Annotated in this window: 14 protein-coding genes; 2 read left to right on the top strand and 12 right to left on the bottom strand. The window is 41.3% G+C overall.

The genetic code is table 11. The features are described from left to right. Positions 1-439 precede the first annotated feature (439 nt). Positions 440-1,393: an integron integrase gene (locus HC723_RS08750; protein WP_190338801.1), complete on the top strand. Its 954-nt coding sequence runs from the start codon at positions 440-442 to the stop codon at positions 1,391-1,393. 45 nt (positions 1,394-1,438) lie between these two features. Here HC723_RS08750 and mog read toward each other — a convergent pair whose 3' ends face one another. The 8 genes from mog to HC723_RS08710 all read right to left on the bottom strand — a co-directional run bounded on the left by mog (position 1,439) and on the right by HC723_RS08710 (position 10,541). Further along, positions 1,439-1,972 carry a molybdopterin adenylyltransferase gene (gene mog / locus HC723_RS08745; RefSeq protein ID WP_190338794.1) on the bottom strand — a complete coding sequence of 178 codons (534 nt, stop codon included), beginning with the start codon at positions 1,970-1,972 and terminating at the stop codon, positions 1,439-1,441. Positions 1,973-2,137: 165 nt separating this feature from the next. Beyond that, positions 2,138-3,910, bottom strand: coding sequence for a sugar phosphorylase (locus HC723_RS08740; protein ID WP_194704515.1), 1,773 nt, complete (start codon positions 3,908-3,910; stop codon positions 2,138-2,140). Next, positions 3,907-5,136: a glycosyl transferase gene (locus HC723_RS08735; protein ID WP_190338793.1), complete on the bottom strand. Its 1,230-nt coding sequence runs from the start codon at positions 5,134-5,136 to the stop codon at positions 3,907-3,909. The genes HC723_RS08740 and HC723_RS08735 overlap by 4 nt, the downstream gene beginning before the upstream one ends. Before the next feature lie 37 nt (positions 5,137-5,173). Beyond that, positions 5,174-6,046: an HAD-IIB family hydrolase gene (locus tag HC723_RS08730; RefSeq protein ID WP_203218761.1), complete on the bottom strand. Its 873-nt coding sequence runs from the start codon at positions 6,044-6,046 to the stop codon at positions 5,174-5,176. Between the two features lie 291 nt (positions 6,047-6,337). After that, a complete protein-coding gene (modC, locus tag HC723_RS08725; RefSeq protein WP_190338792.1) occupies positions 6,338-7,465 on the bottom strand; it encodes a molybdenum ABC transporter ATP-binding protein ModC in 1,128 nt (375 codons plus the stop codon). Beyond that, a complete protein-coding gene (gene modB, locus HC723_RS08720; protein WP_190338791.1) occupies positions 7,462-8,175 on the bottom strand; it encodes a molybdate ABC transporter permease subunit in 714 nt (237 codons plus the stop codon). The genes modC and modB overlap by 4 nt, the downstream gene beginning before the upstream one ends. 44 nt (positions 8,176-8,219) lie before the next feature. Then, complete coding sequence (modA, locus tag HC723_RS08715) at positions 8,220-8,984, bottom strand: molybdate ABC transporter substrate-binding protein (protein WP_190338790.1); 765 nt, start codon at positions 8,982-8,984, stop codon at positions 8,220-8,222. Between the two features lie 63 nt (positions 8,985-9,047). Next, a complete protein-coding gene (locus HC723_RS08710) occupies positions 9,048-10,541 on the bottom strand; it encodes a cobyric acid synthase (RefSeq protein ID WP_153448617.1) in 1,494 nt (497 codons plus the stop codon). Between the two features lie 203 nt (positions 10,542-10,744). On the opposite strand from HC723_RS08710, the gene HC723_RS08705 reads away from it, so the two are divergent. Further along, complete coding sequence (locus tag HC723_RS08705) at positions 10,745-12,169, top strand: transporter substrate-binding domain-containing protein (protein ID WP_190338789.1); 1,425 nt, start codon at positions 10,745-10,747, stop codon at positions 12,167-12,169. A gap of 120 nt (positions 12,170-12,289) precedes the next feature. On the opposite strand, the gene HC723_RS08700 is transcribed toward HC723_RS08705, so the two are convergent. The 4 genes from HC723_RS08700 to nrdD all read right to left on the bottom strand — a co-directional run bounded on the left by HC723_RS08700 (position 12,290) and on the right by nrdD (position 17,252). After that, positions 12,290-13,027 (bottom strand): ATP-dependent zinc protease family protein, encoded by a 738-nt coding sequence (locus HC723_RS08700; RefSeq protein WP_446751399.1) that lies wholly within the window; start codon positions 13,025-13,027, stop codon positions 12,290-12,292. A gap of 96 nt (positions 13,028-13,123) precedes the next feature. Next, positions 13,124-14,308 (bottom strand): amino acid aminotransferase, encoded by a 1,185-nt coding sequence (locus HC723_RS08695; protein WP_153448620.1) that lies wholly within the window; start codon positions 14,306-14,308, stop codon positions 13,124-13,126. A gap of 191 nt (positions 14,309-14,499) precedes the next feature. Continuing rightward, positions 14,500-14,973, bottom strand: coding sequence for an anaerobic ribonucleoside-triphosphate reductase-activating protein (gene nrdG, locus HC723_RS08690; protein ID WP_153448621.1), 474 nt, complete (start codon positions 14,971-14,973; stop codon positions 14,500-14,502). Between the two features lie 140 nt (positions 14,974-15,113). Then, positions 15,114-17,252 (bottom strand): anaerobic ribonucleoside-triphosphate reductase, encoded by a 2,139-nt coding sequence (nrdD, locus tag HC723_RS08685; protein WP_153448622.1) that lies wholly within the window; start codon positions 17,250-17,252, stop codon positions 15,114-15,116. Between the last annotated feature and the right edge of the window lie 309 nt (positions 17,253-17,561).

The following is a 17,561-nucleotide window of genomic DNA, read 5'->3' as shown; positions in this document are numbered from 1 at the left end:
ATGTGGCTCCGATACGCGCAATTATCATTGAGTCGATCATTTTAGATTGAACTCGTACATAAGTTCGCAAGTATCAAATAATGGGGTGTTGACATGAGGGAGTCTACATAAGTGTATTAGCAAGAAACACGGATAAATCCGAAGATTATTTCAACACGTTCACTGCTAATCAATTCATTTATCATCATAAGATACTCTAATGATGAATTTTTTACAGCATTTAGCCGATTTTATGCGATGGAGAAAGCGAGAACTGGGTTTAACAAGCCAATTGTAACAATCCCAAACTTAAGATTATTGCATACTTTAATTTTAAATCAGTGAGTTAGATTAAAACCGCAATACTGAACAGCTCTTTTTTGTTCTCGCTTTCTCCATTTTAATGGCACTTTGGTCAAAACACCATTATAACTGTATATAAACACAGTTAAGGGGTTGTATAATGCCTTCACCATTTATTGAATCTATTCGACAACAAATTAGAGTGCGCCATTACAGTTTAAAAACGGAGAAATCCTATCTCTTTTGGATTCGACAATTCATTCGTTTTCACAAAATGAAACACCCTAAAGACATGTCAAATTCTCACATTGAAACTTTTCTTTCTTACTTGGCAAACGAGAGGAAAGTATCCAGTGCGACACAAAATCAAGCATTATGTGCCATCATTTTTATGTATCGACACGTTCTAAAAGTTGAGATACAGGATTTAAGCTATTCATTTACCAAAAAACCGAAACGTATGCCAACAGTATTAGTCCACGAAGAAGCTAATCTTATTTTAGATAACTTAAATGGACAATACTGGTTACTATGCGCCCTTTTATACGGTTGCGGACTCAGAATTAGTGAAGCGCTCAATTTGCGTGTAAAAGATCTTAATTTTGAAAATCAAACCATTTATATCTTCCGTGGCAAAGGGGCAAAAGATAGATATACACTATTGCCGGCAGTGTTAATTACCCCATTAAAAAATCAAATTAAGGTCTGCTTAGATTTACACAAGAGGGATTGTGACGCAGGATTTGGCTTAACGTCTTTACCAAGTAGTTTAATCAAAAAATACGGTAATGCTGTAAAAGATCCTTATTGGCAATACTTATTTCCTTCCACTCAACGATGCTTGCATCCTATTGATGGGTACACTTGTCGGCATCATTTACATGAAAGTGCGTTTAGGAAGCAATTAGGAGGTGCTGTAAAAAAGAGTGGCGTATTAAAGCGTGTGACCGCTCATACTTTTCGTCATTCATTTGCTACACAGCTTTTACAGTCGGGCTCCGACATAAGAACAGTTCAAGAGCTGCTAGGCCATAGCGATGTTAGAACAACAGAGCTATATACGCATGTGATTGGCAGTAAATTTGGTTTTACTAAAAGCCCTTTGGATTAATACATTTTCCATTACTAATCCAAAGGTTAATCTTATTATGTTGGGTTACTTCGCCTTCGGCCTAAATGGCTTAATGACGCTTTCATCACACTCTAAGAATGGGCCTTCCATTAGGTCGATGCAGTAAGGAATGGCTGGGAATACCGCGTCTAAACATTCGCGGATTGATTTTGGTTTACCTGGCAAGTTCACTAATAAGCTGCTGCCGCGTAAGCCTGCAGTTTGACGTGATAAAATTGCGGTCGGTACAAACTTTAATGACTCGCTGCGCATTAACTCACCAAAACCTGGCATCATGCGATCGCACACGGCTTCAGTAGCTTCTGGGGTTACATCACGCTTAGCTGGGCCTGTGCCGCCAGTGGTCACTACTAAACAACAACCCTCTTCATCGACCATTTTAATCAGTAAGGCTTCGATTTGATCTTGTTCATCTGGAATGATTTGATAAACCGGTCCCCAATCAGAAGTAAGGTAATCATTTAATGTCTCGATGATGGCTTTGCCAGATAAATCTTCATACACACCTTGGCTGGCGCGATCGCTTACCGTTACGATCCCGATTTTTGCTTTGCTCATGACTAACTCCTAAACATTATTAATCTTAAACCTAGCTTTTGGCCTTGCCTTAAAAAAGCTGCGGCTTTCATTGCTAAGTAAGATACCTGTTCAGGTTAAAAATGAACATAGCCATAAGTGATTATCCTGATGTTAAACAGACTAATTGCATTCATTTGAGCCTTTTTACACCACCTTATTGGTGATCCAAACGGTTTGATAAGGTTGAAGTTCAATATTAGTGACGCTTTGTTCAATCAATTCTCTACTAATAAGATCTTGCCAAGTATCGGTTTGAATTATGTTCATATCAGCAAGATGCACGCTTTGGGTATCAAGAGTCATATTACTCACGCAGAATATGCTTTGGCTTCTGTCCACACTTTGTCGCCAATAACCAAATAAAGAATCACCGAGATGCAACGTAAACTGCGTCGCATTGGGATCAAACGCCGATTGTTGAGTTCGTATATCAATTAAGTCGAGCATCTTGTTTAATACTTTATGGTGCTGAGTATAAGGTTGTTCTAGCGCTTCAACCAGTTGATTATAAGACCAACGATGACGATTGATGGAACGGTTTTGGTTGGTATTTTCAACTTTTTCATAGTCATTACTGGTGGCGAGTAAACTATGAATATAAATCCCAGGGATCCCTTCCATTCCAAGCATGATCGTATGCGCGCAGATAAAACGATCAATGCCGTATTTATCTGGACCTTTGTCGGTGCCTTGTAGCGCATCAAATAAAGCCACATTTATTTCATACGGTTTTTGCTCGCCGTTAACCCCAGTACGCCACGATACTTTGCCACCAAATTGCTGCATGGTATTAACCAAGTTTCCAATTTCTTGATCGGTTAATAACCCTTCTGCGGGCCTTAAACCAATGCCATCGTGTGAGGCTATAAAGTTAAAATACGTGGTTCCACGTTGCGCGGGTGGCATTCCCATCATCCAGCGTTTTAAATGCACACAATTACCGGTAATAAGGCTGTTGAGCAATAAGGGTGGCAAAGAGAAGTTGTAAATTGCATGAGCCTCGTTGCCATTGCCGAAATAGGTGAGGTTTTCGTGATTTGGAATATTGGTTTCAGTGATGATTATCGCATCTGGGCGGGCTTGCTCAATGAGACTTCTTAACAGCCGTATCACCTCATGGGTTTGTTCGAGGTTAATGCAACTACTCCCAGCTTGTTTCCATAAAAAAGCCACCGCATCTAAGCGAAAGGTTTTAACGCCGTGATCTAAATACTGACGAATGATCTCAACAAAAGCTTTAAGTACGTTTGGGTTTCTAAAATCAAAATCGACCTGATCATGACTAAAGGTACACCACACATGTTGGGTTCCTTGCCGCGTATTAACCTCTTTTAATAACTCAGAAGTACGTGGACGAACCACTTGAGAAGTATCTTGATCCGGTGGCGCGGTGTAGAAATAATCATGTCCCACCCCTTCTGCTTTAGTAAAGTTTTCAAACCAAGCACTTCGAGCCGAGCAATGATTGATCACTAAATCCGACATCAAATCAAACTCAGAGGCAATTGCTTCAATATCTTGCCAGTTTCCGAGTGACTCATTGACACTGGAATAATCAATCACGGAAAAGCCATCATCCGAGCTATAAGGAAAAAATGGCAGAATATGCACGCTGTTAATATGCGGTTTAAGATATTGATGCATAAAGCGATTGAGGGTTTTCAATGGTGCTTCGTTATCCTGTTGGATAGTATCACCGTAAGTGATCATGATAAGATCTTTTTCGGTCCATAACGAGGTGGCATTATGGTGAGCAACACTTGGACAGGTCGCTGAATCAATTCGCATAATGGCGAGTAATTGCTCCGCGAGCTCTGCATGATTTTCAACTTGTTCCAACCCTGCATAAATAACCTCAAGATGATGGCATAATTTCTCGGTTAATGAGGTATAGGCAATGGATGCGTTTTTTATCATAGCGTCGCTCCAAATTCTTGATTATCAAGCTCCACGGCTTCTTTCAGACGTTCCATCACATCTGGCATGGCGCTGATCACTCTGTTCCAACTTGGAATAAACGGCGTTTCCATAGGTTTATCCATAAAGCTTTGCCCTGCAGTCATAATATTTTGCGCAAACATTTCGACCGCTTTTTCTTCATTATGAACATCTAACTCTAAGCCGTTCATAATTGCATCGTTATGATAAGCTTCGACAAAATCCAGAGCGACACGGTAATAGGTTGCTTTTAACGAGCGGAAGGTTTCAGCATTAAAGGTTTCACCTTGGGTCGCCAGTTTTCTAAATAGTGATTTAGTAATATCAATCGACATTTTAGATAAGCCAGCATTGACATCATTAAGCGATAAATCTTGATGCTTGTGATCGTAGGTTGTGGCGATATCGACCTGACAAATGCGGTTACTGGCATAATTACGATGCATTTCAGATAGCACGCCAATCTCTAGTCCCCAATCGCTTGGAATACGAATATCATTTAATACATCACGTCTAAATGAGAATTCCCCCGCCAGAGAATATTTAAAGCTATCCATATAATCTAAATACGCGGTTTGACTGGTGACTTTTTTTAATGCTTTAAGTAAAGGGGTTACCAACAAGCGTGAAACACGCCCATTCATTTTTCCATTGGCAACTCGAGCATAATAGCCTTTACAGAATTCGTAATTAAAACGAGGATTGGCGACTGGATAGATTAAACGCGCCAATAAATCACGCTCATAAGTGACAATGTCACAGTCATGCAGCGCCACCGATTCCGCTTTACCGGTTGCGAGCACATACCCCATGCAATACCAGACATTACGGCCCTTGCCGAGTTCTTTTGGTGCTAGACCTAATGCGGCTAACTCTTTATCTAATGCTTGTAAACGCGGTCCATCATTCCACAATACACGATGATGTTGCGGCAATTTACCGAAAAAAGATAAGGCGTGTTTGTACTGATCGAGATTGGCACGATCCAAACCAATCACAACTTGTGATAAGTACGGAACTTCAGTTAAGTGATCGACAATTTTAGGCAGTGCATCCCCTTCTAATTCCGAAAATAACGAGGGTAAGATCAACGCCATTGGCCGTTTTTCTGAGAATTGAACCAATTCCGCTTCGAGAGCGTCTATTGGTCGGTCGGCTAAATTATGAAGTGTGGTTACAATTCCATTTTGATAAAAATCTGCCATGTTATCTCCTGCATTCCATGCTTGATATTAAGTTGTTTTATAAATGTTTTTTCAGTAGAAACCGAATTGAGCTGTTCCAACCTTGCGGTCCATATTCTGTGCTATCGATAACATTATGTGAGCACGTTAATTGCGGTCGTTCATGATGCGGTGATGCGATCCTAACCGCGACATCTGCTTTTTCTAACATCGCAATATCGTTATGGCTATCACCCAATGCAATGCTAACCAATGGCTTAGCATTTGCTTCATGTTGATTTTTATACTGCTCCATAAGCCAGTGCATGGCTTTGCCTTTATCATGCTCGCCCGATATATGTACAAAGCGGCCACCTTCCAAGACGGTTGCCCCTTTAGCTTCTAACCTTTGGATAAATTGACGCTTTTGATCGCGGTCGCCTAGCCATTCAACCGGCATACCAAATTGACGTTGTTTTGCTCGTTGCGCTTCAAGCGGTGATAACCCCGTCAATTGCGCTAAATACTCGCATGACATCGCCTGAAATGAGGTAAACAAACCTGTAAACTCATGTTCGATTTCATCAAGGATCAGCAACCAGTGTTCGCAAGTTTGACTGAAATTCTTAACCCAATAATCACCAATATGGAGTGTCCCTTGTGGTGGTTGTTTAAATCTAGCAACGGGCAAATACACCGCCGCGCCGTTCTCAACAATAAATGGGCTCGATAGACTAAGCTGCTCGCGCAACACTAACAGTTCGGCTTGGGTTTTACTGGTGGTCGGGATCACCTCTATATTGGCGCATTGCAACTGATGCAATAATGGTGCGACCTCAGCAGCGCTGTAAGTATCATGGTCAAGTAAGGTGCCATCTAAATCCGTAAATATGACGTGGTGAACATCCTGTTCAAGCATTAAATAGTCACGTTGATTTCGATCTTGACTCAAAATTTTGCCCCTTATTATTTGCATCATAATGGTGCGAGATAACGGGCATACCGTAAGGGCTTGCACTAAAGATGATCGTTTTAGTTTGTTCTCTTTCCTGTAATGAATTGAAAAATAAAGATAACCACATAATTAACCGTCCTTGTGTTGATTAAGTAATCCTGCCTTGTATAAATAACAATCAAGAAACGTGCCATCCACTTATAAACGGACACAAAAAAGCCTTGAGAGAGCTTTCACTCTTTCAAGGCTTTATATGATTTTAACATCTACAAAATGAATCTTTGTGAACTATCCTTTACGCGCCATATCTTTATTGGTGAGACGAACCCCTTTAATCTGTGCGTAAACTAATTGCCCAGTTTGTAGTTTGAGGTCATCGTATGCCCAAGCGGTAATATTTGCCCACAGACAAAGATCTTGAGAGTTATTGTCTACCGTACTTTCATCATGCTGTAAACGTAGTAATACCGATACAGGCGCAGAGGCATCGCTGACTTCTGCCACTTTAACCACTGTGGCGGGTAAAATATTACGAATAGAGGTGTTTGATGCGTGCTCTAAGGTGATCGATACATCGCTGGCATGGATCCTTATCCGCAATATTTCTTCTGCTTGAGCTTGAATACCCGACATCCAAACCCCAACCTGTGGCGCCAACTCAACATAAGTGACACTGTAATGATTATGAGTGTGTTTTACCCTTCCTTTAAATAAGGTACTCAATTCATTCGTATTATGCCAAGCGGCTAATGACGGTGAGCGCCATAAAGTCTCGATATCTCCCGCTTCTTTGACTCGCCCATCTTCAATTAACAGCATGTGATCGGCTAAATGTAGGATCTCATCCATACTGTGGGTCACATATAAAATCGGAATATTCACTTCCGATGATAAACGCTCTAAAAATGGCATCACTTCTTGCTTACGAGGTAGATCGAGGGAAGCTAGTGGTTCGTCCATCAATAAAATATCAGGCTCTGAAAGTAATGCACGAGCAATGGCACAGCGCTGTTTCTCGCCACCAGATAAGTCCGCTGGGTAACGATTCAATAAGCTGGATAAATCTAATAATTCAACCACTTGGTTAAATTTATTCGCTTCTATTTTGCCTTTCACACCATAGAGTAAATTGCCTTTTACTTTATAATGAGGAAATAATCGTGCTTCTTGAAATACATAACCGATGTTACGTTTTTCAATTGGTTGATTAATGCCTAATTCGGAATCAAATAAAACCTGATCGCCTTTGGCAATTCGGCCTGATGTAGGATTCTTCAAGCCACTGATTGCATTGATAACACTGGTTTTACCTGCGCCAGAGCGGCCAAATATCGCGGTGATCCCAGTTGCGGGAATAGTGGCATCAATATTAAGGACAAATTGATCGAGTTGTTGTTCAAAGCGTAGCGTGATCATACTGCGCCCCCTGCCGAATTGGTCACACCTAACTTAGCTTGCGTTCGTTTGGTCAGCCATTCAGAACACAACAAAGACAATAAAGCGATCACCACTGAGATAATGCACAAACGCGCGGCTTGAAATTCTGCGCCAGGGGTTTGGATAAAGTTATACATCGCCAAAGGCAAAGTTTGAGTTTGCCCCGGAATATTGGCAACAAAGCTAATAGTGGCGCCAAATTCCCCCAAACTACGGGCAAAGGACAGCATAGCGCCCGTAATAATGCCCGGCAATACCAGTGGCAGCGTGATGGTAAAGAATACTTTGAGCGGCGTCGCGCCAAGGGTTCGCGCCGCTTGTTCTAATTTTGGGTCAACATTGATCAAACTTAAACGAATGGCACGCACCATTAATGGCAATGCCACCACTGCCGATGCTAAAGCTGCGCCCTTCCAGTTAAAACTAAATACCAAGCCAAAGGTGCTAGCAAGCCAATGCCCAACAATGCCTTGTTTACCCATGGTCAGTAACAGTAAATACCCGATCACCACCGGAGGTAATACCAAAGGAAGATGGATCACGCTATCCAGTAATCTCTTGCCGAAGAATTCTTTTTTTACCAATAGCCAAGATAGGAATATCCCGACTGGCAACAAAAAGATCACCGCAGTAAAAGAGACTTTCAAGCTTAATAACAAGGCTTGAATTTCATAATCAGTTAGCGCCAAACTCGCTTCCTTTTGTCTTTTATTTCTGATCTAAAGATAAATGATTAGTATGCCATTAATGGCGTAAACCCATACTTAATAAAAGTTTTTCTGGCCGTTTCCGTCGCTAAGAACTTATAGAATGCTTGGCTTTGTGCTTTATCATTTAACACTGTCATTGGGTACACAATTGGTGAATGGGTACTGTCGGGGAAAGTTTGTACTATAGTCACTTTTTTACTCATCAAGGCATCGGTTTTATACACAATGCCAAATGGCGCTTCACCGCGTTCAACTAAGGATAAGGTTAGACGAACATTATTACTGGGCGCTGTTTTACTCGATAGTACCGACCATAATCCCATATTAGTGAGACTTTCTTTGGCATACATACCCGCAGGAACCGTTTCCGTTTGGCCTACCGCTAAACGATCACTGCCGAGTAAAGTCGGTAATTGTTTAAATGTACCAGCATCGATTTGCGTTTTATTCTCACCACCAGACCCAATTAATACCAGCTGATTCCCGACTAAATTTTTCACTTTATCTTTGGTGGTCATGCCTTTATCAGCCAAATAATCCATCCATTTCGGGTTGGCAGATATAAATACATCAGCCGGTGCGCCCTGTTCAATTTGACGAGCCAGTGTTGAAGAACCCGCAAACACCGACACAACTTCGTCACCTGTTTGTTGTTTAAATTCTTGGCTCAGTTCATTCATCACATCGGTCATTGAAGATGCGGCATAAACATTCACCTCTGCTGCCATCGCTTGAATTGAAGGAAAAACCAATGCGGCGACAAGCGCAATTTTGTTTAGCTGTTTCATAAAGCCTCTAATGAAAATTATAATTATTTTTAAGATATTACATCAGTTTGTTGGTTGGTGACATCAGGTTTTAAGTTGCGGCCACAGTAAGTTTAAGTCTAGATGAGTCTCAATCGCGTCGGCAATGCGATCAATCGCTTGTTGTTTAAATTGGTCAGTGTCTATAACTTGTGATAAAGGCTCGCAACCCGCCCATTGTAAAATGGCCGTTAACGCTTCGGGTTCATCAAACAAGCCATGTAAATAGCTGCCAAATATCTGTCCACAGTCACTGATCGCGCCATCTTTTAGGCTATGTTGGGCGCTATCGGGTGACTCTTCCAACCATTCGATCGGTTGCTGATCATCGGTTTCACTGCGACCGGCATGAATTTCATAGCCTGTAACCGTCACGGTTTGTTGATGCGGTAACGTTAACCATCCTTGCATCTGGCGTAGTTGCTTTTGTGGCTCTAATATAGTGTGTAGTCGTAAATAACCCAAAGCTTGTGATTCACCTGCTTCGCCCTCTAAACCTAATGGATCTAAGATGCATTGACCTAGCATTTGATAACCGCCGCAGATCCCCATTAGTTTGCCGCCAAACCGCAAATGGCGTTCAATATCCTTATCCCAGCCTTGTTTTCTCAAAAATTCCAGATCAGGTCGAACCGATTTAGTACCAGGAAGAATGATAAGATCCGCGCCTTGCAATGATTGACCTTGAGCACGGTATTGAAAGTCAATATCAGGATGTAATCGCAGTGGATCAAAATCGGTGTGGTTACTCATGCGGGTCACCACTGGAACAAATACAGTGAATTTGGCATTGGCCCCCAAGGTTTGCTCTGCGCTAATCGCATCTTCCGCTTCAATATTTAAGCCATGTAAAAAAGGTAACACCCCAATCACAGGTTTACCGGTTTTTTGTTCAAGCCAATCTAAGCCAGATTCGAGAAGTTTTATATCACCGCGAAAACGGTTAATCACAAACCCCACCACCCGATTTTGCTCTGATTGCGATAATAACGCCAAGGTGCCATAAAGATGAGCAAATACTCCACCACGATCAATATCAGCCACAATGATCACTGGCACATCGGCTTTTTCAGCAAAGCCCATATTGGCAATATCGTTTTCTCGAAGATTAATTTCTGCCGGACTGCCTGCGCCTTCGATCATAATACTGTCATATTGCGCGCTTAATTTTTCAAAAGAATCCATCACATACGGCATGGCGATTTTCTTATAACCATGAAAATCAATCGCGTCCATCGATTGCAGCGCTTTACCTTGCACGATCACTTGCGCACCAATATCGGTATTGGGTTTTAACAAAATCGGATTCATGTCAACGCTAGGTTCAATGCCACAGGCAAATGCTTGCACCGCTTGCGCCCGGCCGATTTCTCCGCCATCTTTGGTGACCGCACTATTAAGCGCCATATTTTGAGATTTAAATGGCGCGACGTTAATTCCTTTGCGCGCTAAAACTCGGCACAAGCCTGCCACTAACACACTTTTACCTGCGTCAGAGGTTGTGCCTTGTACCATCAGTGCTTTATGTGTTCCTTTCATTTTATTTCTCAATAGTTCTTAAAAGTAATTTAGTTCAGAGGTTTAGCTATTTATTATCAACGTGAAAGCAAGAATTTATTATTTGAATTAAAACCTAGCTAACACTTTCGCATTCTAACTGCCAGATAAACACAAAGCTATTTGCTTACCATTCTATTTGGCATTATCTTTACTTAACAAACATAACAAAGTGATGACAATTAATGCGAAGATTCCGACTATGGGTAGTAGCTCTCACATTAATACCCAACTTAGTTTTTGCTCTTGAACTTTCTCCATTAAGTAAACAACCGTATATGGGGGATTTACCTGAGTTGAAAAAAAGAGGGGGAATTCGAGTATTAGTGGCTGCCGATCTTGGGTTTTATTATATCGAAAAAGGCCAACCTAAAGGGATCATTGCCGAAATTTTGCATCATTTCGAAAAAGATTTACGTAAAAATAAGTTAAAGATTCAAATCATTCCGGTACAACGTCATCAATTATTACCTTCGCTTAATGCAGGTTATGGTGACCTTGCCGTTGCCAATTTAACCATTACCCCAACAAGGCTACAAAATTATAGCTTTAGCACTCCTATCGTCAATCATGTACAAGAACTCATTGTCACCAATAAAAATACCCCCGAGATTAAAACATTAAAAGATTTAAGCGGAAAAGAGATTTGGGTTCGACCAAGTTCGAGTTACTTCGAAAGTCTCAAGAGTATCAACCAACAACTCAATACAGCAGGCTTACCTCCTATTCAGATCAACTTTGTTGAGACCTCATTACAAGACTATGAATTAATGGAAATGCTCAATCAAAATCTTCTTCCTGCCACCGTCATTGATGGCCACAAATCTAGACTTTGGGTACAACGAATGAAAAATATTCGTCTGCATGACAAATTCCCGATCCGAACCGAAGGTCAAATTGCCTGGGCAATGCGAAAAAATGAACCTCAACTTAAAAAAGTCGTGAATCGATTTGTAAAAACATCCAAGCAAGGCACTTTACTTGGCAATGTTATTTACAACAAATACCTCAACCACACTAAATGGTTAAATACAGCGTTAAGCCCTAAAAAATTAGATCGTTTAAATAATCTCTCAGCCATTTTTAAACAATATTCTGAACAATATCAATTTGATTGGTTGATGGTCTCTGCGCAATCATTCCAAGAGTCACGCTTTAACAATAATTTGGTTTCTCACGCTGGTGCTGTAGGCTTAATGCAACTTCTGCCAACTACGGCTAATGAACCTTACATAAATATACAAAACATTGAAAAACCAGGAAATAATGTTCATGCAGGTGTGAAGTATATGCGATTCATACAAGACAGATATTACAATGATGACAATATCACCGTTGAAAACCAAATCTATTTATCCCTTGCCTCTTACAACGCCGGTCCCGCTAAAATTCGAAAAATGCGCCGCTTAGCGCTAAAACATGGCTATGATCCGAATATCTGGTTTAATCATGTCGAGGTGATGGCTCGTAAATATATTAGTCGTGAGCCGGTGGATTATGTCGCGAATATCAGTCGCTACTATGTCATATACAAACAACTAGAGAAGATCCAACAGTTTAGAGAGAAAAATCAAACGGAACAGTTTAACCATAGATATCGCTACTTTTAAACATAAAAAACCTCCTAACTTATCGAAAGTTCAGGAGGTTTTATCTTTTCTATTTAGTTGATTAAAGTTTAATTGATGAAATCACAATGAGCACTATGCCCAATCAACAAAGATGCCGTTTTATTTATTGGTACCAATTTTCACTTTAGGCTGTACATATTGACGGCTAACATCAACCACCGCTTCATCGCGGAAGAAACTACGCCCTAGTAACACAGCAAAATCCATGTGAGTACGATCCGCTAAAGTAAATTCAGTTTGTACTTTCAGGGGTCCGACTGTGATCCAACCTTTTACCGCATAACGCTCGAAGGTTTTATCTGAGTTAGACTGACGAATAAATTTGGTAGAAGCCACCGGCAATTCAAGTTCTTTTGAACTTTTATTATCATGAGCAAGTTTGAATTTCACCCACTTCTTACCATCACGCTCAAAAGCAACGATATCAATAGCACTGACTGATGAAGTGGTCGCGCCAGTATCAATACGAGCAGGAACGTTAATATCTAGCCAATCAATATGGATCCACTCTTTTTGACCTAAGATCAGCTTGCCTTCTGGCGTTTTAGTGCCTGTTGTGATCGCGTGAGCTTTCTTCGGCGTCACGGTTGGCATTGGCTTAGGTTTTACATTAGGGTGCTTTTCTTTAGGTGACAACTTTGCTGGGTCTGTTTTTGCCGCCGCCGCTTTTTCTGCGTCAGATTTTGATGCAGCAGTATTGCTTGCGGTGGCATCATCTTTCTTTACAGTACTGCTTGTGGTTGTCGAATCGGTTGATGCAGGTGGTGGCGTTGTAGAACAGCCGACCACAGCAACAGATAAGATGACAGGAAAGAGAAAGCCCCATTTTTTCATTATACTAACCTTTTTTTAATTCAATTTTTAATAATGACGACAAACGTCATCATTATTTAGATTTATAGGATTAATTATACACGTTTTTTGGATGTATGATTATCTTGCTAATGTTGCAATCGCGTTAGCAACATACTCTATGTCTTTTTCTTGCAAGCCTGCAATGTTAATACGACCATCACCTACGCCATAAATTCCATAGTCTTCACGCAATTGCAGCATTTGTTGTGATGAAAATCCTAACACAGTGAACATGCCTTTGTGTGACTTTATGAAGTCAAATTGATCCATATTGTGCGTCGTGTTCAATTCTTGGCACAGAGCGGTGCGTAAACCGACCAATCGTTGCTGCATCACCACTAATTCTTGTTTCCAGGTGTGAGTTAAATCGGCATCGGTTAACACGGTTGCGACCAAATCTGCGCCATGATCAGGTGGCATGGTGTAAGTTGAGCGCGCCAAAGTCATTAATTTTCCTTTGGCATTATCGGTGTGCTGTTGGTTCTTTCCTACCACAATCGCTGCGCCTGTACGCTCACGGTATAAACCAAAGTTTTTAGAACAAGACGCGGTGATCAGCATCTCTTCAACATTATCTGCCATAAATTTCACCCCCGCGACATCTTGTTCAAGTCCATCGCCAAATCCTTGATAAGCAATGTCCACAAACGGAGTAAAACCATTTTTATGCGCCAGCTCGGTGATCGCTTTCCAGTCACTCAAGCTAATATCCGCGCCCGTTGGGTTATGGCAACAACCATGCAGCAGTACCACATCATTTTTACCCGCGCATGATAGATCTTGCAGCATTTTTTGGGAGTCAACTTGACGCGTTTGAGGATCGAAATATTGGTAATAACGCACCTTTAAGCCCGCCGCTTCCATCACTGGGCGATGGTTAACATAACTTGGGTTCGAAATCCAAACGGTAGTATCCGGTTGTGCCACCTTGATTAAGTCGCCCAACATACGTAATGCGCCGCTGGCTCCGGGGGTTTGAATGGCTGACACGCGAGAATAAGCCGAAGTATCTTTGACAATCAGATCGATCATGCATTGGTTAAATACTTCGTTACCGGCAAGACCAACATACGCTTTGCTGGTTTGTTGTTCGGTTTGGCGTTGTTGAGCTTGTTTAACCGCTGCCATGATCGGTGTTTGGCCTTGGCTATTTTTATAAACGCCAATACCCAAATCGACCTTTTCAGCGCGAGGATCGGCGCGATAGGCAATTGAAAGCGATAAAATAGGATCTGCTTGAGGCGCAGTAAGATGAGATAACATAAGACACAACCCTGTGAAATGATACAATTAGTGTCAAATTACCATTGGCACAAAAAAAAATCGATGAGAATTTAACTCTCATCGATTTTTTTAATAACGATTAACAATACTTAGCAACGAGACTTCATACGGCTTGCCTTACCTATAACGCTTTTCTCGAACAAAATTGAATCACTAAAGATCAAGTGCGCCTAATCTAGCTCACTAAAGTAGTGAATAACCTGATTAGCACTGCCCTTCCAGTTCAAACTTGGATCGGCTAATTCTTGTTCAAACTTACCATCCACCAGCACATCCACCAATGCCACAACTTGTTGTTGTTTAGCATTCAACTCTGCCAGTGTATATCCACTCCACATCCAGACATCTTTGCCGACACATTCTTTACGAACACGCTGCAATAGTGCCAAGACATCATCAAGATTATCAGGATGAAGTGGATCGCCGCCAGAAAGTGATAATCCGCGGCGCTTTATTCGAGTATCAAGCAGATCTCGAATAATCGTGTCTTGATTTTCTTGGGTGAATAACGACCCCGAACTCGGTGACCAAGTTGACTGGTTATAACATCCTTTACATTGATGGACACAACCAGACACAAACAAGGTACAACGCGTACCTGGGCCATTGATCACATCAATGGGATAATATTGAGAAATATTCATTCACTTCCAAATCCAAAATAACACCACTAAAACAACAAACGCAGCTTAAGGACTTATGCTGCGTTTGGTCTTAGATTTTTCTGTCTATAGCCTAAATAATGAAGTCAACGAAGCTGTAGCTTCAAGTATGACGGGTATAATTATAAATGCTTAACTCGGCGCTTTACTTCTTCCTGCTTACCATCATTAAATGGACGAGCGTCAGGGCTGCCTAAATAACCACAAACTCTACGAGTGACCGATACTTTGGTTGAATCGTGATTACCACATTTCGGACAAGTAAAGCCTTTGCTAGTACATTCAAACTCACCGGTATAGCCGCACTCATAACACTCATCAATTGGAGTATTGGTACCGTAATAAGGCACGCGGTTATAGCTGTAATCCCATACGTTTTCGAGTGCTTCAACGTTATGTTGCATATTTGGGAATTCGCCATAACAAATAAAGCCACCGCTAGAGACTTCTGGATATGGCATTTCAAAGTCAATTTTATCGTATGGGTTAACGGTTTTTTGCACATCTAAGTGGAAACTGTTGGTGTAGTAACCTTTATCGGTTACGCCATCAATGACACCAAATTGTTTGGCATCTAAACGGCAGAATCGATTACATAAATTCTCACTTGGCGTCGCATACAAGCTAAAACCATAACCGCTTTCTTTCGTCCAGCGATCAACTGTATCTTTTAAGCGATTGACGATGCGCAGCATTTTTAGACGCATTTTTTCATCGTCGTATAAGTGCTTTTCTGTACCAAACAATGCGGTAGCGGTTTCATGTAAACCGATATAACCCAGCGAAATCGAAGCACGACCATGTTTGAAAATCTCGGCAACGTTGTCATCGGCTTTTAGACGAACGCCACATGCCCCTTCCATATATAAAATTGGTGCAACACGAGCTTTAACATTTTCTAAACGTTGAATACGAGTGTCTAATGCGCGCTTCGCTAATACTAATTTGCTTTCTAAGATGTTGTAGAATTCGTCTTCACTGCCATGAGCTTCAATCGCGATGCGTGGCAAGTTTAAGCTCACAACCCCGATATTATTCCGACCATCGTGGATCAACTCGCCATTTTCTTCATAAGTACCAAGGAAACTACGACAGCCCATTGGGGTTTTAAACGAACCGGTAACTTCCACTACTTTGTCGTAGTTAAGAATATCTGGGTACATACGTTTGGTGGCACATTCAAGCGCCAGTTGCTTAACATCGTAATGCGGATCGCTTGGTTTATGGTTTAAGCCATCGCGGATCGCAAATACAAGCTTTGGAAATACAGCCGTTTTACGATTTTTACCTAAACCCGCAATACGGTTACGCAAAATAGATTGTTGGATCAGTTTACTGGCCCAGCTTTCGCCTAAACCAAAACCAAAGGTCACAAAAGGCGTTTGGCCATTCGCGGTATGCAGTGTATTGACTTCATACTCCAAAGATTGGAAAGCGTCGTAACATTCTTTTTCGGTTTGTTTACGGGCAAACTCTTGTGGATTAGGAATATCCCACTGTTGCGCCAGCTTCAATTGCTTAGCATGGCTAGCATGAACATACGGTTCTAGAATTTCATCAATGCGGTTAATGGTGGTGCCGCCATAAATATGACTGGCCACTTGAGCAATGATTTGCGCGGTCACTGCGGTTGCGGTTGAAATGGACTTTGGGGTGTCAATTTCAGCGTTACCCATTTTAAAGCCGCCCGTCAGCATGCCTTTTAGATCGATCAACATACAGTTGAACATTGGGAAGAACGGCGCGTAATCAAGATCATGATAATGAATATCACCCACTTCATGCGCCGTTACAATGTCACGCGGAAGAATGTGCTGTTTCGCATAGTGTTTGGCCACGATACCGGCGAGAAGATCACGTTGAGTTGGGATCACCTTGCCATCTTTATTGGCATTCTCATTTAAAATGTCAGTATTGTTTTGCTCGATCAATCCGTCAATTTCTTTGGTCAAAGCGCTGGTTTTTTCACGCGAAATATCACGATCATGACGATATTCAATATAAGCGCGTGCCAACCCTTTATACGAGCCTTGCATCAGTTCATTTTCGACTAATGTTTGGATTTCTTCTATGTGTATGCCTTGCAGATCTGGATGACACTGAGCCGTCAGTTTGGTTTCAACATTTTGAGCAACAGACTGGGCATAATCTTTCAATGCTTGATCGGACTGTTCCGCCGCGCTTTCTACCGCAGCAACAATACGATCTTGTTGAAATGGCACTTTTGCCCCATCTCTTTTTATTACGATTAATTTAGTCATCAAAACGTTCTTCCTACTGACAAATTCATTATATAGGGTTAAAAACCAACCAAGACACAATATATGGTGCACATTATCGATTTTACACCAAATGAGCTCTTGATTTAGATCAATAAAAGGATGGGTGCGATGAAGATCAATACGATCTTGGTGTTCAAGATCGCGGTCAAGGATGAAAACGCTTTTATTTCAAATTACATACTATTTTATGCGTCACTTAGTCGCTAAACTTAGGTCAATAAATAGTAATTTACCACACTCAAAATAACCTAAATAGCAACTACTATTTTCATTTTTTAAAGGAATAAA

Origin of the sequence: Vibrio sp. S11_S32 (assembly GCF_014694465.1) — a bacterium.
Classification (GTDB): domain Bacteria; phylum Pseudomonadota; class Gammaproteobacteria; order Enterobacterales; family Vibrionaceae; genus Vibrio; species Vibrio algicola.
Note: the sequence above shows the minus strand (reverse complement) of the source record. Positions and strands in the feature narration are given on the sequence as shown.